The following is a 20,342-nucleotide window of genomic DNA, read 5'->3' on the forward strand; positions in this document are numbered from 1 at the left end:
TGCGGACGTCTGAGTTCCTTCAGTCGGCGTCGCGTTGGAGTAGGGGTCATACCCTGCAGATTCAACCGCGGGTCAAGTCGACCCAGCACGTCGCCTTCGAGGTGCCCGAGAGTGTCGGCATCGTCAACCGGCCACGCCGATCACACTGAGGTGGGTGTGCATCCATGTACTGAGTGCGCCTTGGTCGATCTGTGGTTCGCCGCGTGCAGCGGCCAAGGCGGACCCCAATGATCGGCGGAATGTAGAGAACTCGTGCCGTCCGCCTAGGTGCATCCCGGTGATGCGGGACCACCGAGTGTTCGTAGAACGTCGTCCGCTCGGCCATCGGGTGGCGCCGGCGAGTCCTGCCTACCATGCCGCACGTATCGGGATGCGCAGTCCGAGGGACAGGTCGGCGACGCCGACGTCATCGACCCACCAGCTGTACAACCCTGGCGTCCTCAGTCCGTCGGGTCCCCGGGGAGACGAACTCAGAGGCTGGGACCGAGTTCTCGGCATCAGTGAGCAGGCGACAGAACTCGTGTGTGGAGGTGTGGCCAGTGCTCGTGGCCGAGTGCGCACCGGTCCGATCAGCGATGGCTACGACCTTTGGGTACCAGGCCAGCCGCTGCCCCATCGAGAGGCCAGCCAAGGGTTCCGTGATCGTGGCGCCCTTGGATGCGAGTGGTCCGCGCATAGGGTCGAGGTGGTCTTGCCTGTGTGCACCTCAAGTACTTGATCGTGGAGGGGCCCGCAGAGCAGTTCAAGTCGTTCAACGACCCATGCCCCCCAACGACCTCGCCTTCGCCGCGCGGGAGCGTCTGGGGTACTCCGTCGAGGGCCTCGACCGTGGATCCCCGCTGCAGACCGACATCGATCGACTCCGCCAGGGCGGCGTCGGGGGGCAGTTCTGGTCGGTGTTCGCGCCGAGCGAGCTGCCGCCCGTCGACACGGTCCAGTACACGCTCGAGCAGATCGACTTCGTCTACCGGCTCATCGCGCGCTACCCGGAGACGTTCCGGTTCGCCCGCACCGGTGACGACGTACGACGCAGCTGGGACGACGGCAAGGTCGCCTCCCTCATCGGCGCCGAGGGCGGCAACAGCATCGGCGGCTCCCTCGCGGTCCTCCGCGTCCTCGCCCGGCTCGGCCTCCGCTACATGACCCTCACCCGCAACTACAACGTGGACTGGGCCGACTCGGCGACCGACGAGCCCGTCCACCACGGGTTGAGCGACTTCGGGCGCGACGTCGTCCGGGAGATGAACCGGCTCGGCGTCCTCGTCGACCTCTCGCACGTCTCCGCCGACACCATGCGCGACGCCATCAGCGTCTCCCAGGAGCCGGTCATCTTCAGCCACTCCTCGTGCTTCAGCGTCTGCGCGCACCCGCGGAACGTCCCAGACGACGTACTCGCGTCGCTGTCCGGCAACGGCGGCGTCGTCATGGTCGCATTCGTGCCCCAGTTCGTCGATGCCGACTACCACGCCTGGTTCGACGGCGGCGGCGTCGGGACCAAGCCGCGGGTCACCGTCCAGCACGTCGCCGACCACGTCGACCACGCGCGCGAGGTCGCGGGACTGGAGCACATCGGGTTTGGCTCCGACTACGACGGGTGCGACGACTTCCCGGTCGACATGGCCGACGTGGTCGGCTTCGCTCCGCTGCTCGACGAGCTGGCGACGCGGGGCTGGTCGGCACCCGACCTGGCGAAGCTGATGGGCGGCAACGTCCTCCGCGTGCTGGACGAGACCAGCGCGGCGTCGGTGGGTGCGATCGGCTGAGGGACAGCGGACGTGGTGCGCCAGCGACGAGCTCGGCCTGACCGGCGAGGGGTTGTCCGTCGTACCGGACATTTCTGCTGTGTTTCGGAGCGATCCGCAGCCGAATTGTCCGGTACGACGATTCTCAGAGCACCAGCCGCCGCACATCCCCCACCAGGTGCGCGACGTGCGCCGTGAACCGCGCCGCGAGCGCCCCGTCGACGACCCGGTGGTCGTAGGACAGGCAGAGCGGGAGCATCAGGCGGGGGACGAAGGTCTCGCCGTCCCAGACCGGTGCCATCTTCGAGCGGACGACGCCGAGGATGGCGACCTCGGGGGCGTTGACGATGGGGGTGAAGTGGGTGCCGCCGATGCCGCCGAGGCTGCTGATGGTGAAGGTGGCGCCCTGCATGTCGGTGGCGGTGAGCTTGCCGTCGCGGGCGCGGGCGGAGAGGTCGGCGAGGTCGTGACTGAGCTCGAGGATGCCCTTGCGGTCGACGTCGCGGACGACGGGCACGACGAGTCCGTCGGGGGTGTCGACGGCGACGCCGATGTGGACGTAGTCCTTGAGGACGAGGCTCTCGCCGGCCAGGGAGCTGTTGACCTCCGGGTACTGGCGGAGGGCGGCGGCGGTGGCCTTGAGGAGGAAGCTCAGGAGGGTCACGCGGTAGCCGTCGGGGCGGGCGGCGTCGTCGAGCTCGCGGCGGTAGGCGTCGAGGTCGGTGATGTCGGCCTCGTCGGCGTGCGTGACGTGGGGGACGTTGAGCCAGGAGCGGTGCAGGTGGGGGCCGGAGAGCTTCTTGATCCGGGACAGCGGCACCGTGCGGACCGGGCCGAACCTGCTGAAGTCGACCTCGGGGACGGCGGGGATGCCGGCGCCGCCGGTCGCGGAGGTGTCGGCTGCGGGTGCGACCGAGCGCTCGTAGTGGGCGAGCAGGTCCTGCTTGGTGACCCGGCCCTTGGCGCCGCTGCCGGTGACGGCGGCGAGGTCGACCTCGAGCTCGCGGGCGAGGCGGCGGACGAGGGGGGTGGCGCGGAGACCGCCGTCCGGCTCGACCGCCTCGGGTACGACGGGCGCCGGTACCGGCTCGGCGGCGGGCGCCGCAGGCTCGGGGGCCGGCGGTGCCGCGGCGGCCGGTGTCTCCTCGGCGGCCTCGGCCACCTCGGCGATCGCGATCACGCTGCCCTGGCTGACCGTGTCGCCCACCGCCACCGACAGCGACACGATGGTCCCGTCGACGGGCGAGGGCACCTCCATCGTGGCCTTGTCGGTCTCCAGCGTGACGAGCGGGTCCTCCGCCCGGACGACGGTGCCGGGGCTGACGAGCAGCTCGATGACGGGTACGTCGGTGAAGTCGCCGATGTCCGGGACCTTGATCTCCATCGTTGCAGTCCTCACGCGTGGGCCGGGTCGGCCCGGTCGGGGTCGATGCCGTACTTCTCGATCGCCTGGGCGACCACGGCAGGGGTGACGGTGCCCTCGTCGGCGAGGCGACGCAGGGCGGTGACGGCGATGAAGTGGCGGTCCACCTCGAAGTGGCGGCGCAGGTTGCGGCGGTAGTCCGAGCGGCCGAAGCCGTCGGTGCCGAGCGCGGTGTAGCTGCCGGGCACGAAGGCGCGGATCTGGTCGGCGTACGCCTTCATGTAGTCGGTGGCGGCGACGACCGGGCCCTGACGGTCCGCCAGGCACGCGGCGACGTACGACGTGCGCGGCTCCTCGAGCGGGTGCAGCGTGTTCCAGCGCTCGGTGGCGAGGCCGTCGCGGCGCAGCTCGGTGAGGCTGGGGGCGCTCCAGACGTCGGCCTGGATGCCGAAGTCCGCGGCGAGCAGGTCGGCGGCGGCGAGCACCTCGCGCAGGATCGTGCCGGAGCCGATCAGCTGCACCTGCGCGGCTCCCTCGGCGGGGCGCAGCTCGTAGAGGCCCTTGAGGATGCCGTCGGTGACGCCCTCGGGCATCGGCGGGTGCTCGTAGTTCTCGTTCATGAGCGTGAGGTAGTAGAAGACGTCCTCCTGCTCGGCGTACATCCGGCGCAGGCCGTCGGCGATGATGACCGCCAGCTCGTAGGCGTACGTCGGGTCGTAGGACACGCAGTTGGGGATCATCGCGGCGTGCAGGTGGCTCTGGCCGTCCTCGTGCTGGAGGCCCTCGCCGTTGAGCGTCGTCCGGCCGGCGGTGCCGCCGACGAGGAAGCCGCGGGCCCGGATGTCGCCGGCGGCCCAGGCGAGGTCGCCGACCCGCTGGAAGCCGAACATCGAGTAGTAGACGTAGAACGGGATCATCGGGGTGTCGCTGCTCGAGTACGACGTGGCGGCGGCGATCCACGACGAGATCGCGCCGGGCTCGTTGATGCCCTCCTGGAGGATCTGCCCGCTGGCGTCCTCCTTGTAGAACATGAGCTGCTCGGCGTCCTCGGGCGTGTAGAGCTGGCCGCTCTGCGAGAAGATGCCGATCTGGCGGAACAGCCCCTCCATGCCGAAGGTGCGGGCCTCGTCGGGGACGATCGGGACGACCCGGTTGCCGATCTCCTTGTCGCGCAGGAGCTTCGTGAGGATCTGGACGAACGCCATGGTCGTCGAGATCGCGCGGCCGTTGGAGCCCGCGACCTGTCCGGCGAAGGCCTCGACACCGGGCACCGCGAGCGCGGCCGACGTACGACGGCGGGCGGGCAGGTAGCCGCCCAGCTCCTTGCGCCGCGCGTGCAGGTAAGTGTGCTCGGGCGAGCCCTCGGCGAACGAGAGGTAGGGGAGGTCGGTGAGGTGCTCGTCGTCGATCGGGATCGCGAACCGGTCGCGGAACGCGCGCAGCGCCGGCTCGGCGACCTTCTTGGCCTGGTGGCTGATGTTCATCGCCTCGCCCGCGGCGCCGAGGCCGTAGCCCTTGACCGTCTTGGCGAGGATGACGCTCGGGCGCCCGGTGTGGGCGGCGGCGGCCGCGTAGGCGGCGTAGACCTTCTGGGGGTCGTGCCCGCCGCGGGTGAGCCGCCAGATGTCGTCGTCGCTCCAGTCCGCGACCATCGCGGCGAGCTCGGGGTCGACGCCGAAGAAGTGCTCGCGGACGTAGGCGCCGTCCTTGGACTTGAACGTCTGGTACTCGCCGTCGACGCACTCCATCATCCGGCGCTTGAGGGCGCCGCTGGCGTCCTGGGCGAGGAGCTGGTCCCAGCCGGAGCCCCAGACGAGCTTGATGACGTTCCAGCCGGCGCCGCGGAAGACGCCCTCGAGCTCCTGGATGATCTTGCCGTTGCCGCGCACGGGTCCGTCGAGGCGCTGCAGGTTGCAGTTGATGACGAAGACGAGGTTGTCGAGCTTCTCGCGGGCCGCCATCGAGATCGCGCCGAGCGTCTCGGGCTCGTCGGTCTCGCCGTCGCCCACGAACACCCACACCTTGCGGCCGGCCGTGTCGGCGAGACCGCGCGCGTGGAGGTACTTGAGGAAGCGCGCCTGGTAGATCGACATCAGCGGTCCCAGGCCCATCGAGACCGTCGGGAACTGCCAGAAGTCGGGCATCAGCCACGGGTGCGGGTACGACGACAGCCCGTTGCCGCCGGTCTCCTGGCGGAAGCTGTCGAGCTGGGCCTCGGTGAGCCGGCCCTCGAGGAAGGCGCGCGCGTAGATGCCGGGGGAGAGGTGACCCTGGACGTAGACCAGGTCGCCGCCGTGCTCGTCGGTGGGCGCGTGCCAGAAGTGCTGGAAGCCCACGTCGTAGAGAGTCGCCGCGGACTGGAAGCTCGCGAGGTGGCCGCCGAGCTCGCTGGACTCCTTGTTGGCGCGCAGCACCATGGCGAGGGCGTTCCAGCGGATCGCGGAGCGGATCCGGTGCTCGATCTCGCGGTCGCCGGGATGCTGCGGCTCGTCGGCAGGGGCGACGGTGTTGACGTAGGGGGTGGTGGCGACGAAGGGCACGCGCGTGCCGAGCCGCTGCGCCTCCTCCAGGACCTGGTCGAGCAGGTACTTCGTCCGTGCCTCGCCCTCGAACTCGAGGACGGCCGCGAGCGCGTCGCGCCACTCCTGCGTCTCGGCGGGGTCGATGTCGGTCATCCCGGGTCCTGTCGGTCGACGGTGCTGGAGGCACCATCCTCAGCCGGGATCCTTCATGCGTCCAATGCCTAGATCAGCACTGAACGATGCCTAGGAGGCATGGATCCTCCGGCTCGTCCGCAACGTGTGGCTGCGGAAGTCGGCCGACGCCTCGGGGAGGCTGCGGCCCTTGACCCAGGCGAGGCCGATCTCGCGCGCGGCGCTGACGTCGCTGACCCGCAGGTACGGCGCGGTGGGCGCCGCCGTGCTCCGCGGCTCGGGCAGCAGGGCGACGCCGAGACCGGCCGAGACGAGCCCGCGCAGGGTCTCGACCTCCTCGCCCTCGAACCCGATCCGGGGTGCGAAGCCCGCCCGCGCGCAGAGGTCCTCGGTGACCGCCCGGAGGCTGAAGCCCTGCCGCAGCACGATGAACTGCTCGTCGGCGACCTCGGAGAGCCGGGCGGTACGGCGTCCGGCGAGCCGGTGGTCGGGCGGGACGACCAGGCGCAGCGGCTCGAGGAAGAGCCGCCGGCTGTCGAGCTGCGGGTGCTGCGGCCGGTCGCCGGTGACCGCGAGGTCGACGAGGCCGCCGAGCAGGTCGTCGACGAGTCCGGCGTCACCGTGCTGGCGCAGGTCGAAGCGCACCTGCGGGCGCTCGACGTGGAAGCTGCGGATCAGCTCGGGCACGAGCCAGGTGCCGAGGGTGTGCAGGAAGGCGACCGGGACCAGGCCGGCGTCCGGCCCGGTGAGGTCGCGCACCGACCGGACCCCGCGCTCGTAGGCGTCGACCGCCTCCCGGGCGTGCCGGGCGAGCTCGCGCCCGGCCGGGGTGAGCGTCAGCCCGCGGCCGACGCGCTGGAAGAGCGCGGTGCCGACGTCGCGCTCGAGCCGGGCGAGGGCCCGCGAGACGGCCGGCTGGGTGCGGTGGACGCGCTCGGCGGTCTCGGTGACCGTGCTGCCGTCGGCCACCGCGAGGAATGCACGGATCGTGTCGAGCTCCATGAGCCCATGTTCTCAGTGTATGGATCAGGCAGCCCGCAGGGCGCTCTCGACGGCAGCACGGAGCTCGCCCAGGCGCGGGCCGACCCCGGTGGCGCGGTCGACGAGGTCGGCGCCCGCGCGGCGCCGGTCGTCGTCGGTCATCGTCACGAGGTCGAGGACGTCGTACGGGTCCCAGCGGTCGTAGGCGATGCACTGGAAGCGCGCGCCGGCGCGGGTCCGGCGCTGCGAGATGCCGACGGCCTTGCGCCCCCCGACGAGCACCTCGCCGGGACCGAGTGCCGCGAAGCACACCAGCCGCCCCCATGGCGTCTGCTCGAGGCCGCCGCGGTAGAGCTCGGCGTCCAGGCCCAGCGTGACCAGGGCGCGCTGCCACACCTCGCCGAGCCAGTACGCCGACGCGCGCACGTCGTCGCTCCACCGCGGGTCGCCGCGCGGCACCACCACGTCGAGCCACACGGACCGGGCGGGGTCGACGTGGACGGCGCCGCCACCGCTGCGCCGTCGTACGACGTCGATGCCGGCCGCCGCCGTCGCCGCGGCGTCGGCGACGGTGTGGTCCTGCGCGCTGCCGAGCACGAGCGCCGGGTGGTCGGGCCGGAACGACCAGACCTCGGCCTCGGCCAGGTCGTCGGGGACCGGACGGGCATGGAAGTCGGCGATCGACCCGGTCACCTCACGGAGCAGCACAGCACCGGATTGTGCCTCACGCTCCCGGCTCCGCGAGCGCCCGCAGCCGGGCGACGTCGGCGCGGGTCTGCGCCACGGTGTCGGTGTCGCCCGTGGTGCGCTGGGCGGCGGCGATGTCGTGGGTGAGGTCGAGGAGGGTGTGGCGCAGGTGCTTGCGCGCCCGGCGGGAGCGGTGGTCCGGCGCAGCCTTGAGGTAGGCCTTGCGCCGGCGCCGGTCGACGACGGCCTCGACCTCCTCGTCGCTGACCACGCCGGAGGCGACCTCGGGGGCGAGGATGTCGCGGATCAGCTGGTGCTCGCGCGGTGCGGCGGCGCGGAAGGCCCAGCGCAGCAGCACCATGGCCAGGATGATCGAGGCCGCCATGACGGCGATCACCTGCAGCCCGTTGCCGTTGCCGAGACCCGAGGCGTCGTCCCAGGTGAAGTGCAGGAACATCCCGGCGACGACGAGGGCGATGCCGCGACCGACCCGACGCGGCTGGGCCGCGGTGCCCAGCAGGTAGATCGCGCCGCTGCAGACCAGGGCGCTGAAGAGCGGGTGCGACACGAAGCTGACGCCGATCCGGGTGAAGGAGACCTGGACCGCGTTGCCGACCGGGTCGGTGCCGAAGGCGCCGGCAGTGCCGTTGACCGCGTAGAGGAAGTTCTCGAACGCGGCGAACCCGAGCCCGACGAAGGCGCCGATGATGAGTCCGTCGTTGGCCGTCCGGACCAGACGGGGAGCGAGGCCCAGGATGAGCAGGAAGCCGCACAGCTTGGCGGCCTCCTCGGTGAAGGGCGCCGTGAGTCCGGCGGCCCAGTCGGCGCTCCAGGGCTGCCCGAAGAGCTTGGCGTAGATGCTGAGCATGGCGTTGTTGACGGTCATCGCGAAGCCGAAGGTCGCGGGGACCGCGCCCCACAGCAGGGCCGCGACGACGAGCCCGCGCGGCTGGCGCTCCCAGCGGTCGATGTGGTGGAACCACCAGGCCCACACGGCCCCGCACAGACCGCACAGGAGCGCAGCGACGACGAAGGCCTCGGAGTAGAAGCCCGCCTTGGGGCTGAAGTACGACCAGGCGTGGACGGCGCCGATGCCGGTGAGGACGAGGTAGACCCAGAAGCAGAGGTTCTGGGGCTGGACGAACGTGAACCGCTCGCCCCAGGCGGAGACCTCGAGGGCCTCGGACTGGCGGACGGTGGCGTCGCTGCTCATGAGCCGCTCCCCTCGGTGCCGGTGGAGCGGATGCTGGTGATCATGGCGCGGACGTCGGGAGCGAGGGTCGTCATCGCCTCGGGTGGCCCGTAGGCGGTGATCTCGACACCGGTCTCGCCGATGACGAAGGCGGCGACCAGGCCGTCGCCCCGGACGCTGCGGTAGGTCTGCAGGACACCGACCTCGCCCGAGGCCGTCGTCAGCGTGGTGGGGTCGTCGGCGATCCGGAAGGTCGGGTCGTCGGTCGCGCTGGTGACCTTCTGGACCTGCTCGAGGAGCGCGGCGGGCGTGCCGTCGAACTTGCCGGGCACGACGCTGACCGTCACCCCGCCGCTGGTGACGGTGGCCGGCCCGCTCCGGTCGGGGGCGCCGCTCGCGGGGGCGCGGAAGCCCGTCGTGACCTCCCAGCCGGTGGTGGGCGTGAAGGTGATCGCGTCGGAGAGCGCCAGCTCGTCGCCGGGTCGGGCCGGGTCGTCCCAGTCGATGGCCTTGTCGACGAGCGGGATCGCGACCGTGAGGAGGAGGAACACCGCGATCACGAAGAACGCGACGGGGAACGATCTCTTGTCCAGGCCGAGGAACCGGTGCTCGACCGGTACCCGGGACCTGCGTTCCTGCACGTGCAGCGACATGGAACTCTCCCTGAGATCTGGCCCCCAGCCGACTCGTCGCGACCACCCTAGGGGAGGGGGACCTCGCTGTCGCCGGGCGCCGGCGCTGGCGGGGCTCAGCTGCCGTACGACGGCGCGGGCACGTCCTTCATCGCCGGATCGAGCTCGATCCCCTTGGCGAGCGCCTCCTCGGCCGCCTCCTCGTGGCCGAGGTGACGCAGCGCGTAGCCGAGCCGGACGTAGGCCGGGGCGTCGTCCGGCTTGACGGCGAGGACCCGGCGGTAGAGGTCGACGGAGGCCTCGAGGTCGGCGTTCTCGGTGAGGATCGCGAGGTTGTAGAGCGCGGGGGCGAGCTCGGGGTCGGCGGCGATGGCCTGCTGGTACTCGTCGATCGCGGTGGCGACGTCGTCGTCCTGGGTGTGGGCGAGGTAGCCCAGGTTGTAGTGCGCCCGGGCGTGCTCGGGGTCGAGGGCGATCGCCGCGGTGAAGGAGCGGCGGGCGGCCTCGGTGTCCCCGTCGGTGAGCTGCTGGAGGCCGGCCGCGACCAGCGAGTCCGCGGACGCGGCGTCGGCGCTCGCGGCGGGGCGCTCGGCGCGGTCGCCGTCGTCGTCCCCGCCGCCGCAGCCGGCGAGCAGGACGAGGCCGGCGAGCGCGAGGGCGACCAGCGCGGCGCGGGCACGGGACGGACGGGGCGCGAGAGCGGCGAGAGCGGGCACGTCGTCCCCATCGGCGGGACCGGGTCCTGCCTGAGAAGGGTTCTCCAAAAGTTCTCGGATCGGCCGGGCCGGCGCCGATGGGGCGCTCGGGCAGCGACGGTGCTGCCTGCTGTTCTCTCCCCCCAGGGCCAGGCTTCCGGGTCCGTTTCGCCGAGGAATTCATGCTGATGAACAAGAAATGGCGCCAGGTAGGCCTCTACTCCGTCTCCGTCATGGCCACCACCGCGGCCACGCTGCTCCCGCACGTCCCGGCCTCGGCCGACGCGACGGCGGCCGCACCCGCGGTGAAGAAGGTCGTCGGCTGCTACGACCGCCAGACCGGCGAGCTGCGGTTGGTCCAGAAGAACGGCCGCTGGCTGGTCAAGGGCACCGAGCGCCGCTGCCAGCCCGGTGAGCGGAAGATCCAGTGGCGGATCGGCAAGCCCGGCGCCCAGGGTCCGCAGGGCGTGGCCGGGAAGGACGGCGTCGACGGCGTCGACGGCGTCGACGGCGTGCAGGGCGCGACCGGTGCGATCGGCCCGGCCGGCCCGGTCGGCCCGACGGGCGCCACCGGGGCGACCGGTGCCGACGGTCTCGACGGTCTCGACGGTCTCGACGGCGCCACGGGGGCGGCCGGCACCGACGGCTTCGACGGCGCGACGGGTGCCACGGGTGCGACGGGCGCGACCGGTCCCACGGGTGCGACCGGGCCCGCGGGCGCCGACGGACTCGACGGGGCGGGGATCGCGCCGTCGTACGGCTCGTACGCGAACAACACGTCCAGCGTCATCGCGGTCGTCCTCGGCGGCACGCCGATCCCGTTCCCGAGCACCACCGCGGCGAACGGCGTGGTGGCCGACGGCACGAACACCCAGTTCACGGTGACGACCGCGGGTGACTACCAGGTGTCGTTCCGGATGCAGAGCACCGCGGCGCTGCTGGCGAGCGTCGAGGTGCGGCTCAACGGCGCGGGTGTGGGGTCGCTCAACGACGCGACGACGACGTCGACCAACACCTGGCAGGGCTCCGCCGTGATCTCGCTCAACGCGGGCGACGTCCTCTCGCTCGACGCGTACGGCCTGCTCGGTGCGCTCGTCCTGGACAACGGCACCGGCGCGAGCCTGTCGATCGTCAAGGTCGGCTGACCCGACCGGTCGACCGACGTCCACCTGAGTCCACGGAGGGAGCACGCGTGCCCGGCATCGGCCTGATGATGATCGTCAAGGACGAGGCGCACGTGATCCGGCGCTGCCTGGACAGCGTGCGTCCCTTCGTGGACTGGTGGGTGATCGCCGACACCGGGTCGTCCGACGGCACCCAGGACCTCGTGCGCGCGGCCCTGGCCGGTGTGCCCGGTGAGCTGGTCGAGCGGCCGTGGGTCGACTTCGGCCACAACCGCCAGGAGGTCCTCGACCTCGCCCGGGCCAGCCCCCACCGCGGCGCCGGCGACTACGCGCTCTGGATCGACGCCGACGAGCAGCTGCGCGACCTCCCGCCCCGCCGCCCCGACCTCACCGCGTCGGGCTACCACCTGCCGGTCTCCTACGGCGACGCCCGCTACGCCCGGCTCTGCCTGGTCCGGCTCGCCGACCCGTGGCGCTGGTCCGGCCCCATCCACGAGCACCTCGACCTGCCGGGCGCCACCCTCGACTCGCTCGACGCTCCCGGCGTCCTGGTCCGCCACGACGGCGCCCGGGCCGGTGACCCGGACACCTACCGCAAGGACGCCGCCCTCATCGAGCAGGCGCTGCGCGAGCGCCCCGACGACCCGCGGCTGCAGTTCTACCTCGCCCAGTCCTGGCGCGACGCGGGCGAGCCCGCCCGGGCCCTCGCGGCGTACGCCGTGCGGATCGCCAACCCGGCGGGCTGGGACCAGGAGCGCTGGCAGGCGCGGTTCCAGTCCGCACGCCTGCGCGAGCGGCTCGGCGAGCCGGTCGACCAGGTCGTCGACGCCTACCTGGCGGCCTACCAGGCCTGCCCGTGGCGCGCCGAGCCCCTCGTCGAGGCGGCCCGGCTGGAGCGCTCCCGCCAGCGCCACGAGGTCGCGCTGCTCTACGCCCGCGCGGCCGCCGCGCTGCCGATGCCCGGGGGCGAGGCGCTGTTCGTGCAGACGTCGACCTACACCTGGCGGGCCTGGGACGAGGTCGCCGTCAGCGCCTACTGGACCGGCCGGTACGACGAGGGGCTGGCCGCCGCGCGCCGCGCCCTCGCCGTACGACCGGACGACGAGCGGCTGCAGGCCAACGTCGCGTGGTGCACCCAGGCGCTGGCCGGCTGAGCAGCCGGGAATCCGGTGGCACGCCGCCGCGTTGCTGCCTATCGTGATCCGCATGTTCGCCGTCCCCACCACGCTCCCGGCAGGTCTCCTGCCGGTCGCAGCGTGCTGCGTGGCCGCCGCGGACCTCGCCGGCGCGCGACGCTGACCCTCCTCCCGCCCCAGCGGGACCGAAGGAGGAGGGTCGGTTTCACCCGGTCCCGGGCGCGAGCGGTCTGGCATGCCCTCGCCCACGTCGTACGCCGACGAATCACCAGCAAGGAAGCAGAACGACCATGGCCAAGAGCCAGTTCGTGCGGACCAAGCCGCACCTCAACATCGGGACGATGGGTCACGTCGACCACGGCAAGACCACGCTCACCGCGGCGATCACCAAGGTGCTCGCCGACGCCGACCCGACCCAGAACACCTTCGTCGCCTTCGACGGGATCGACCGCGCTCCCGAGGAGGTCCAGCGGGGGATCACGATCAACATCGCGCACGTGGAGTACGAGACGGCGACCCGTCACTACGCCCACGTCGACATGCCGGGGCACGCCGACTACGTGAAGAACATGATCACCGGCGCGGCCCAGGTGGACGCGGCGATCCTGGTCGTCTCCGCGCAGGAGGGCACCATGCCGCAGACCCGCGAGCACGTGCTGCTGGCGCAGCGCGTCGGGGTGCCGTACCTCGTCGTCGCGCTCAACAAGGCCGACGCCGTCGAGGACGACGAGCTGCTCGACCTGGTCGAGCTCGAGCTGCGCGAGCTGCTCGGCGAGTACGGCTTCCCCGGCGACGAGGTGCCGGTGGTGCGGGTCTCCGCGCTCAAGGCGCTCGACGGCGACCCGCGCTGGACCCGCTCGGTCGCCGACCTCCTGCAGGCCGTCGACGACTACGTGCCGGTCCCCGAGCGCGAGCTGGGGGAGCCGTTCCTGATGCCGATCGAGAACGTGCTCACCATCAGCGGGCGCGGCACGGTCGTCACCGGCGCGGTCGAGCGCGGCTCGCTGCGCGCCGGCGAGGCGGTCGAGGTGGTCGGTCTCGGCCCGACCGTCGCGAGCGTGGCGACCGGGCTGGAGACCTTCGGCAAGACGCTCGACGAGGTCCAGGCCGGCGACAACGCGGCCATCCTCCTGCGCGGCGTCCGCCGTGAGGACGTGCGCCGGGGCCAGGTGCTGGCCGCGCCCGGCTCGGTCGCTCCGCACGCCCGGTTCCGTGCGAACCTGCACGCGCTGAGCGCGGCCGAGGGCGGCCGGCACACGCCGTTCGCCGCGGACTACCGCCCGCAGTTCTACTTCCGGACGACCGACGTCTCCGGAGGGATGGACCTGGGGGAGGTGACGCTCGTGGCGCCGGGCGACACCGTCCAGGTCGTCGTCGAGCTCGGCAAGCCGGTGGCGATGGAGGTCGGCCTCGGGTTCGCCGTCCGTGAGGGCGGCCGGACCGTCGCGGCGGGCACCGTCGCCGAGCTCCTCGACTGACCGGGACGACGGCGCGGCGGTCTGGGGCACGGGCAGGTGACGCCCGTCACCGCGGTGGCGGGTAGCCTCCGTTCGTGCCTCAGATCGTCGTCCTCACCGGTGCCGGCATCTCCGCGGAGAGCGGCGTGCCGACGTTCCGTGACGCCGACGGCCTCTGGGAGGGGCACCGGGTCGAGGACGTCGCGACGCCCGAGGGCTTCGACCGCGACCGGGCCACCGTGCAGCGCTTCTACGACGAGCGGCGCGCGGCCCTGCGCACCGTCGAGCCCAATGCCGCGCACCGGGCGCTGGCCGAGCTCGAGGAGACCCTCGGCGAGGGACTGCTCGTCGTCACCCAGAACATCGACGACCTGCACGAGCGGGCCGGCTCGCGCAACGTGATCCACATGCACGGCGAGCTGCTCAAGGCGATGTGCCGCTCCTGCGGAGCGGTCGTGCCGTGGGAGGGGACCCTGGCCGACGAGCCGGTGTGCCCGAAGTGCGGGGCCGCCGACCTGCGCCCGGACGTCGTCTGGTTCGGCGAGGTGCCCTACGAGATGGACCGGATCTCGGACGCCCTCGCCGACGCCGCGCTCTTCGTCTCGGTGGGGACGTCGGGCGCGGTCTACCCCGCCGCGGGCTTCGTCCAGCACGCCCGCCGGCACGGCGCCCGGACGCTCGAGCTGAACCTGGAGCCGAGCGAGGGCAGCCACTTCTTCCACGAGTCGCGCCAGGGCCGCGCCGGCGAGCTGGTGCCGGCCTGGGTGCGCGAGGTGTTCTGGGGCTGATGGGCGCCGAGCCGAACCTCGGGATGCAGTTCGCCTTCGCCTTCCGGGCGTTGGCCGACCGCCATGCCGAGGTGCTCGCCGAGCTGCTCGGCGAGGAGCTCAAGCCCGCGCACGCCTACCTGCTGCGGGCGGTCGCCGGCGCGCCGACCAGCATCGGCGGGCTGGCCGAGCTGCTCCAGGTCACCAAGCAGGCCGCCAGCCAGATGGTCGACCAGCTCGAGGGCCGGGGACTGGTGGCGCGAGCGGTCAACGCCGCCGACCGCCGGGCCCGCGACGTCACCGCGACCGCGCGCGGCCGGGAGGTCCTCACGCTGGCCGACCGCGCCTGGCGCACGGTCGAGGACGAGGTGGCGGCGCGGGTCGGCCCGCGTCGCTACGACGCGCTCACCGAGGCGCTCGCCACCTACCTGGCCGCGGCGCCTCCGGCACCCGGCGGCGGGGTGCGCCCGGTCTGGTGATCGTCAATCTGCTTGACCATTATCGGGCATGCCCGTACGGTGATGGTCAAGCACCTTGACCATTCGGAGGCCCCCTGTGCGCATCACCCGCCCTGCCGAGCAGCGCGTCTCGACCACCCCCAACGCCGTCATGACCACGCTCGCCTCGCCGACGCTGAGCGCGACCGCGGACCTCAGCGTCTGGCGGGTCGCGATGGCCGCGGGTCAGCAGGGTCCGCGGCACCTCTTCGACGTCGAGCAGGTCTGGGTGGTGCTCGCCGGAGAGCCGACGGTCGCCGGGGACGGCACGGAGGGGCGGCTGGCGCCCGGGGACGCGGTGACCTTCCCGGCCGGTGCGCAGCGCCGGATCGCGGCCGGCGCCGGCGACGTGGAGTTCCTGGTGTGCGGCACCGGCCGGGGCCGGGCCGTGCCGATCGCCGACGAGGGGACGCCGGGCGAGCCCGTCGTCCCGCCGTGGGTGGCGTGAGGTCTCAGTCCCGCGTCCGGGCCAGCTCGTCGTCGAGGATCGCGGTCAGCCGCGCACGCTCGTCCTCGAGGCCCAGCGGCGCGAGCCACTCGAGGACGACGGCCCGGAACAGCTGCCCGGAGGCGATCACGCGCGGGTCGCAGTGCCCCGTCGACTCGAGCGTGACCACGCCGTAGAGCGCGGACCAGGCACGCATGTAGATCCACAGCAGGCCGCGCTCGGAGGGCGCGATGTGCTCGGCCTTGGCCGGGATCAGCGGCTCGAGGACCGCCTCGCGGATGACCGGGTCGAGGTCGTCGAGCCGGGGGTAGGGGAAGCGGTGCTTCTCCCAGATGTTCCAGAGCAGGTCGGTGAAGTAGTGCCCGGACGTCGAGAGCGTGAGCAGCTCCCGGCGCTCGGAGTCGGCCTCGGCGATCGGGTTGGCGAAGACGAGGGCGAACTGGTGCGGCCGGGACAGCGCCCAGTGCCGGAAGCGCACGCACGCCACGACCAGCCGGGCGGCCGGGTCGTCGTCGGGGAAGCGCGCGGCGGCCTGCTCCCACTCGGCCGTCGCCGCCTTGTCGAGCTCGAACGCGACGAGGTCGACCAGCTGCTGGTAGCTCGCGACGTAGCGGTACAGCGCGGGCGCGGTCATCCCCATGCGGCCGGCCACGGCGCGCAGGGACAGGTCGGCGCCCTCGTCGAGGAGAGCGCAGGCGACCTGCACGATCTCGTCGTACGTCGCCTCGCGCTGCCGCTCGCGGCGGGTGACGGGCGCGCGGAGATGGGCCATGGGTGCTCCTCGACTGTGACAGCCTGACACTTCAGTTTACGTCGTTAGCGTTGGGCGCCCGGGAAGTCGGGCCGTGCGGCACTGGGTTCCGGGTCGCCGGGCGGCCGAGCCTCGGCTCATGCGACCTTCCCGGCTCTTGCGCACCTGCGCCTTGCTGACCCTCCCGATCCTGGCCCTCACCGGGCTCCCCGGCGCCGGTGCCGGCGCGGCCGCCCCCCTGCCGGCCGCCGCCGCGGCCGCGCCCGCGTCCCTCGGCACGATCGTCTACCTCAAGGGCCACGACGTGTATGTCGCGCGGCCGGACGGCTCCGGCGAGCGCCGGCTGACGACCAACGGCACGAGCGCGAACCCGTGGCTCTCGCCGAGCAGCGCCGACAACGGCATCGTCGTCGCCGCGCGCGGCCCCGTCGTCTACCGGATGGACCAGTGGGGGACGGTGCTCAGCTCGTTCGACCCGCCGGACCTCAAGGACTCCTCGAGGGAGCCCATCGGCGGCCGGATCGCGGACACCACGATCTCGCCCGACGGCTCCAAGATCACCTACACCTACGAGCACTTCGTCTGCCCGGACACCGGCGGCGCCTGCCGCGAGCGGTGGGTGACGGCCGTCAGCGCCGCGACCGCGTTCACGCCGGCCACGCAGTACGGCGTGGGCTACTACGACAACCCGTCGTGGGTGACCGGCAGCAGGCTCGTCCTCAACGGCACCGACTTCGACTCGATCCACCTCTTCGACCTGGCCCGGGACCAGCAGTTCTGGTTCAACGACGGCCAGGCGTCCACCGACTTCCACCCGCTCTTCGAGCCGACCGTCTCGCGCGACGGCACCATCTTCGCGTCGACCCGTGGCGAGCAGCACGAGGCGCACATCATGATCTCGAGCGTCAACGGCAACGCCCTCAGCGGACCTCCGCCGACCTGGCCGACCCAGCGCTGCTGGACCGGCGCCACCAGCGCGGCCTTCGCCAGCCCGACCTTCGCGCCCGACAGCAGCGCGCTGGCCTGGGCCGGCCCCGGCGGCGTCTGGGTCAAGGACGCCCCGCTCGACTGCGCCGTCCAGGAGACGCTCGCCCTGCCGGGCGCCCGGGCGCCGTACTGGAGCAACGCCGGGCTGCAGAGCGTCCGCCCGGTCCACCGCTTCGGGCTGCGCGCGGCGCCGAGCGTGAAGGCGCCCCGCGTGGTGCGGCCCGGCGCCCGGCTCGCGGCCCGGGCCGGCACCTGGAGCCCCCAGCCGGCGCGCTTCCGCTACCAGTGGCTGCGCAACGGGCGAGCGATCCCGCGGGCCACGGGTGCGACGTACAAGGTCACCAAGGCCGACCGCCGGCGCAAGCTGAGCGTGCGGGTCACCGTGAGCAGCGCCGGCTTCCGGGACGCCGTCGCGACCAGCCGCGTCGTCAAGGTGCGCCGATGAGGACCACGCTCGCCGCCGTGCTGGCGGCCCTCGCCCTACTCGCCGCCGGGTGCGGCGACGACGACACCGAGCCGACGCCCACCCCCGGCGTCGAGGCCGACGGCGGGAGCGACGGCGGCGACGCCGCGGGCGACGTCCCCGAGGAGTGCCGCGGGCCCTTCCCCCAGGCGTTCGGCACGCCGGACCTCGGCCAGATCTCGCTGCTGCCCGACGGCTTCCCGGACCCGCCGGTCGAGGCGGTGCTCTGCCTGACCAGCGAGACCGTGGGCGGGCAGAACGAGACGGCGTCGTACGCCACCGATGCGTCGGAGGAGGAGGTCCTGGCCGGGTACGAGTCCGCGCTCGCGTCGTTCGGGGCCGCCCGGGAGACCGACGGGATCGGTCGCCCGATCGTCACCGCGACGGCCGGCGACGTCTTCCTCCAGGTGACGCCGCAGGAGGGCGGCTTCGTGCTCGCGTTCTCCCGGGGCTGAGGCCGGTCCCGTGGCTCGGGGCGTGGCAGTGATGCGTTGACACGGTCGTTAACGGCGTTTACCGTTAAGCCTGTTAACTGACCTGATCCGGCATCACTGCCACGCAACCGGAGGACTGACCATGATCGAGCGATGGGGCGCCCTGGTCGTGCGCCGAGCGGTGGCCGTGCTGCTGGTGGGCCTGGGCGTGACCGCTCTCGCCGCGCTGGCCGGCGTCGGCCTGGAGGACAAGCTGGCGGCCGGCGGCTTCGACGACCCGGGCACCGAGTCGGCTCGCGAGCTGGTCCAGGAGCGGGCCGCCTTCGGCAACCGCTCCATCGACACGATCGTGCTGTTCTCCAGCGACGACGCCACCGTGTCCGACACGGCCTTCCGGGCCGAGGTCGAGCGGACGGTCGCGAGCATCCCGCGCGACAGCGTCGTCTCCGTCGCCACCTGGTACGACGCGCAGGACCCCGCGATGGTCAGCACCGACCGGCACGCGACGGCCGTCTACGTCTCGCTCGCCGGCAGCAGCCAGAACGAGTTCATCGACTCCTTCGACGAGCTGCGGCCCGCGGTCGAGAAGAGCACGCTGCACACCGAGCTCGCCGGTCCGTACGCCGTCTACAGCGACGTCAACGAGGAGACGAAGTCCGACCTGCTGCGCGCCGAGCTGGTCTCGCTGCCGGTCGTGCTGCTGCTCTCGCTCATCATCTTCCGCAGCGTGGTCGCGGCGCTGATGCCGCTGCTCGTCGGCGCGGTCGCGGTGCTGGGGGCCCGCGCGACGATCGCCGGGCTCAACCAGGTCGTCGACGTCTCGATCTTCGCGCCCAACATCATCACGCTGCTGGGGCTCGGCCTGGCGATCGACTACGCGCTCTTCGTGGTCTCCCGCTTCCGCGAGGAGATCGCGCGCACGCCCGACGACACACGGCGCGCGCTCGTCCGCACGATGGCCACCGCCGGCCGGACCGTCGCCTTCTCGGCGCTGACCGTCGCCGCGGCGATGAGCTCGCTGCTCGTCTTCCCGCAGACCTTCCTCAAGTCCATCGGGTACGGCGGCATCGCCGCCGTGCTCATCGCGATGGTCGCTGCGCTCACCGTCCTCCCCGCCACGCTCGCGCTCCTCGGTACCCGGATCGACGCGCTCCGGATCCCGTTCCTCCAGCGGTCCACGCCGGTCGAGAGCGACCACGGCGCCTGGGCCCGGCTGGCGCGCGGCGTGATGCGCCGCCCGATCGTCGTCGCGACTGCGGTCGCCGTCGTCCTGCTCGCCGTCGCCTCGCCCTTCCTCGGGGTCAAGTGGGGCAGCGTCGACTACCGGGTGCTGCCGGCCGACACCGCTTCGCACCAGGCCTCCGAGCGGCTCAACAGCGAGTTCGGCCCCGAGCGCTCCACCGCCAACATCCTGGTCCGCGACGCCGACGAGGCCGCGCTGGCGTCGTACACGCGGGGGCTCGAGGGCGTGCCCGGCGTCGTCGACGTCCGCGCCGTCGCGAGCGACGACGGCGCCACGCTGCTGCGGGCCGCGTGGGAGGGCAACAGCCAGACCGAGGCCTCGCAGCAGGTGGTCCGCGACCTGCGGGCGGTCCCCGCGCCGCCGGGCTCCGAGGCGCTGGTCGGCGGGCTCACCGCCGACACCGTCGACCTCGCCGCGTCGGTGGGCGACCACCTGCCGCTGATGGGCCTGATCGTCGTCGGCGTGATGCTCGTGCTGCTCTTCCTCGCCTTCGGCTCGGTGGTCCTGCCGCTCAAGGCGGTCCTGATGAACGCCTTCTCGATCACCGCCTCGTTCGGCGTGGTCACCTGGATCTTCAGCGACGGCCACCTGTCCGGGCTGCTCGGGTTCACGCCGCAGGGCTTCCTCGACATGACCAACCCGATCGTGATGCTGGCCGTCCTCTTCGGCCTCTCGATGGACTACGAGGTCTTCCTGCTCTCCCGGGTGCGCGAGCAGTGGGACGCGACCGGCGACAACGACCTCGCCGTGCAGACCGGCGTGCAGAAGACCGGCCGGATCATCACCAGCGCGGCGCTGCTGCTCGCCGTCGTGATCGGCGCGTTCAGCCTCAGCGGCGTCGTCTTCATGAAGATGATGGGCCTCGGCATGCTCGTCGCGATCCTGGTCGACGCGACCGTGGTCCGGGCCCTGCTCGTGCCGGCCACCATGAAGCTGCTCGGCCGCTGGAACTGGTGGGCACCCGCGCCACTGGCCCGCTGGTGGGCGCGGCACGGCTTCCGCGAGGGCGGCCCGGACGACGACGCCGGCAGCGCGCCCACCGACGAGCGGCAGCCGGTGCCTGCGGGCGCCTGACCCCTCGGTCCGGTA

Annotated in this window: 18 protein-coding genes; 10 read left to right on the forward strand and 8 right to left on the reverse strand. The window is 72.6% G+C overall.

Annotation, left to right across the window (positions count from 1 at the left end):
- Positions 1–761: 761 nt before the first annotated feature.
- A complete protein-coding gene (locus BM223_RS20955) occupies positions 762–1,763 on the forward strand; it encodes a dipeptidase (protein ID WP_038676474.1) in 1,002 nt (333 codons plus the stop codon).
- Between the two features lie 124 nt (positions 1,764–1,887).
- Here BM223_RS20955 and BM223_RS20960 read toward each other — a convergent pair whose 3' ends face one another.
- The 7 genes from BM223_RS20960 to BM223_RS20990 all read right to left on the reverse strand — a co-directional run bounded on the left by BM223_RS20960 (position 1,888) and on the right by BM223_RS20990 (position 9,967).
- The gene (locus BM223_RS20960; RefSeq protein ID WP_038676476.1) at positions 1,888–3,126 is read right to left on the reverse strand and encodes a 2-oxo acid dehydrogenase subunit E2; all 1,239 of its coding nucleotides are present in this window, start codon (positions 3,124–3,126) and stop codon (positions 1,888–1,890) included.
- Between the two features lie 11 nt (positions 3,127–3,137).
- A complete protein-coding gene (gene aceE / locus BM223_RS20965) occupies positions 3,138–5,780 on the reverse strand; it encodes a pyruvate dehydrogenase (acetyl-transferring), homodimeric type (protein ID WP_038676478.1) in 2,643 nt (880 codons plus the stop codon).
- A 90-nt stretch (positions 5,781–5,870) separates the two neighbouring features.
- Complete coding sequence (locus tag BM223_RS20970) at positions 5,871–6,761, reverse strand: LysR family transcriptional regulator (protein WP_038676479.1); 891 nt, start codon at positions 6,759–6,761, stop codon at positions 5,871–5,873.
- Between the two features lie 24 nt (positions 6,762–6,785).
- Complete coding sequence (locus tag BM223_RS20975; RefSeq protein ID WP_052138173.1) at positions 6,786–7,448, reverse strand: lipoyl protein ligase domain-containing protein; 663 nt, start codon at positions 7,446–7,448, stop codon at positions 6,786–6,788.
- A gap of 16 nt (positions 7,449–7,464) precedes the next feature.
- Entirely contained in the window at positions 7,465–8,640 is a 1,176-nt protein-coding gene (locus BM223_RS20980; protein ID WP_038676481.1) for a PrsW family intramembrane metalloprotease, read from the reverse strand.
- Entirely contained in the window at positions 8,637–9,272 is a 636-nt protein-coding gene (locus BM223_RS20985) for a hypothetical protein (protein WP_038676482.1), read from the reverse strand. Before BM223_RS20985 ends, BM223_RS20980 begins: the two co-directional genes overlap by 4 nt.
- Before the next feature lie 95 nt (positions 9,273–9,367).
- Positions 9,368–9,967 carry a tetratricopeptide repeat protein gene (locus BM223_RS20990; protein ID WP_038676484.1) on the reverse strand — a complete coding sequence of 200 codons (600 nt, stop codon included), beginning with the start codon at positions 9,965–9,967 and terminating at the stop codon, positions 9,368–9,370.
- Between the two features lie 167 nt (positions 9,968–10,134).
- On the opposite strand from BM223_RS20990, the gene BM223_RS20995 reads away from it, so the two are divergent.
- From BM223_RS20995 to BM223_RS21020, 6 genes are all read left to right on the forward strand, one after another.
- Positions 10,135–11,091 (forward strand): BclA C-terminal domain-containing protein, encoded by a 957-nt coding sequence (locus BM223_RS20995; protein ID WP_141267166.1) that lies wholly within the window; start codon positions 10,135–10,137, stop codon positions 11,089–11,091.
- Positions 11,092–11,138: 47 nt separating this feature from the next.
- A complete protein-coding gene (locus tag BM223_RS21000) occupies positions 11,139–12,224 on the forward strand; it encodes a tetratricopeptide repeat-containing glycosyltransferase (protein WP_200887057.1) in 1,086 nt (361 codons plus the stop codon).
- A gap of 272 nt (positions 12,225–12,496) precedes the next feature.
- Positions 12,497–13,684: an elongation factor Tu gene (gene tuf, locus BM223_RS21005; protein ID WP_038676485.1), complete on the forward strand. Its 1,188-nt coding sequence runs from the start codon at positions 12,497–12,499 to the stop codon at positions 13,682–13,684.
- Positions 13,685–13,758: 74 nt separating this feature from the next.
- Positions 13,759–14,451 carry a Sir2 family NAD+-dependent deacetylase gene (gene cobB / locus BM223_RS21010; RefSeq protein WP_038676487.1) on the forward strand — a complete coding sequence of 231 codons (693 nt, stop codon included), beginning with the start codon at positions 13,759–13,761 and terminating at the stop codon, positions 14,449–14,451.
- Entirely contained in the window at positions 14,451–14,909 is a 459-nt protein-coding gene (locus BM223_RS21015; RefSeq protein WP_038676490.1) for a MarR family winged helix-turn-helix transcriptional regulator, read from the forward strand. The genes cobB and BM223_RS21015 overlap by 1 nt, the downstream gene beginning before the upstream one ends.
- Positions 14,910–14,985: 76 nt before the next feature.
- Positions 14,986–15,375, forward strand: coding sequence for a cupin domain-containing protein (locus BM223_RS21020; RefSeq protein ID WP_038676491.1), 390 nt, complete (start codon positions 14,986–14,988; stop codon positions 15,373–15,375).
- Between the two features lie 4 nt (positions 15,376–15,379).
- Here BM223_RS21020 and BM223_RS21025 read toward each other — a convergent pair whose 3' ends face one another.
- On the reverse strand, positions 15,380–16,147 hold the full coding sequence (locus BM223_RS21025; RefSeq protein ID WP_038676493.1) for a TetR/AcrR family transcriptional regulator: 768 nt from the start codon (positions 16,145–16,147) through the stop codon (positions 15,380–15,382).
- A gap of 118 nt (positions 16,148–16,265) precedes the next feature.
- Between BM223_RS21025 and BM223_RS21030 the strand changes: the two genes are divergently transcribed.
- The 3 genes from BM223_RS21030 to BM223_RS21040 all read left to right on the forward strand — a co-directional run bounded on the left by BM223_RS21030 (position 16,266) and on the right by BM223_RS21040 (position 20,327).
- Positions 16,266–17,558 carry a PD40 domain-containing protein gene (locus tag BM223_RS21030; protein WP_141267165.1) on the forward strand — a complete coding sequence of 431 codons (1,293 nt, stop codon included), beginning with the start codon at positions 16,266–16,268 and terminating at the stop codon, positions 17,556–17,558.
- Positions 17,555–18,031, forward strand: a complete 477-nt coding sequence (locus tag BM223_RS21035) for a hypothetical protein (RefSeq protein ID WP_038676497.1) — start codon at positions 17,555–17,557, stop codon at positions 18,029–18,031. Before BM223_RS21030 ends, BM223_RS21035 begins: the two co-directional genes overlap by 4 nt.
- A gap of 121 nt (positions 18,032–18,152) precedes the next feature.
- On the forward strand, positions 18,153–20,327 hold the full coding sequence (locus BM223_RS21040) for an MMPL family transporter (protein WP_038676499.1): 2,175 nt from the start codon (positions 18,153–18,155) through the stop codon (positions 20,325–20,327).
- Positions 20,328–20,342: the final 15 nt, after the last annotated feature.

Origin of the sequence: Pimelobacter simplex (assembly GCF_900114845.1) — a bacterium.
GTDB classification, from domain to species: domain Bacteria; phylum Actinomycetota; class Actinomycetes; order Propionibacteriales; family Nocardioidaceae; genus Nocardioides; species Nocardioides simplex.

Coding starts and splice junctions, on each gene's coding strand:
- BM223_RS20955 (WP_038676474.1), top strand. CDS start 762: ATGCCCCCCAACGACCTCGCCTTCGCCGCGCGGGAGCGTCTGGGGTAC.
- BM223_RS20960 (WP_038676476.1), bottom strand. CDS start 3,126: ATGGAGATCAAGGTCCCGGACATCGGCGACTTCACCGACGTACCCGTC.
- aceE (WP_038676478.1), bottom strand. CDS start 5,780: ATGACCGACATCGACCCCGCCGAGACGCAGGAGTGGCGCGACGCGCTC.
- BM223_RS20970 (WP_038676479.1), bottom strand. CDS start 6,761: ATGGAGCTCGACACGATCCGTGCATTCCTCGCGGTGGCCGACGGCAGC.
- BM223_RS20980 (WP_038676481.1), bottom strand. CDS start 8,640: ATGAGCAGCGACGCCACCGTCCGCCAGTCCGAGGCCCTCGAGGTCTCC.
- BM223_RS20985 (WP_038676482.1), bottom strand. CDS start 9,272: ATGTCGCTGCACGTGCAGGAACGCAGGTCCCGGGTACCGGTCGAGCAC.
- BM223_RS20995 (WP_141267166.1), top strand. CDS start 10,135: ATGAACAAGAAATGGCGCCAGGTAGGCCTCTACTCCGTCTCCGTCATG.
- tuf (WP_038676485.1), top strand. CDS start 12,497: ATGGCCAAGAGCCAGTTCGTGCGGACCAAGCCGCACCTCAACATCGGG.
- BM223_RS21015 (WP_038676490.1), top strand. CDS start 14,451: ATGGGCGCCGAGCCGAACCTCGGGATGCAGTTCGCCTTCGCCTTCCGG.
- BM223_RS21025 (WP_038676493.1), bottom strand. CDS start 16,147: ATGGCCCATCTCCGCGCGCCCGTCACCCGCCGCGAGCGGCAGCGCGAG.
- BM223_RS21030 (WP_141267165.1), top strand. CDS start 16,266: ATGCGACCTTCCCGGCTCTTGCGCACCTGCGCCTTGCTGACCCTCCCG.
- BM223_RS21035 (WP_038676497.1), top strand. CDS start 17,555: ATGAGGACCACGCTCGCCGCCGTGCTGGCGGCCCTCGCCCTACTCGCC.
- BM223_RS21040 (WP_038676499.1), top strand. CDS start 18,153: ATGATCGAGCGATGGGGCGCCCTGGTCGTGCGCCGAGCGGTGGCCGTG.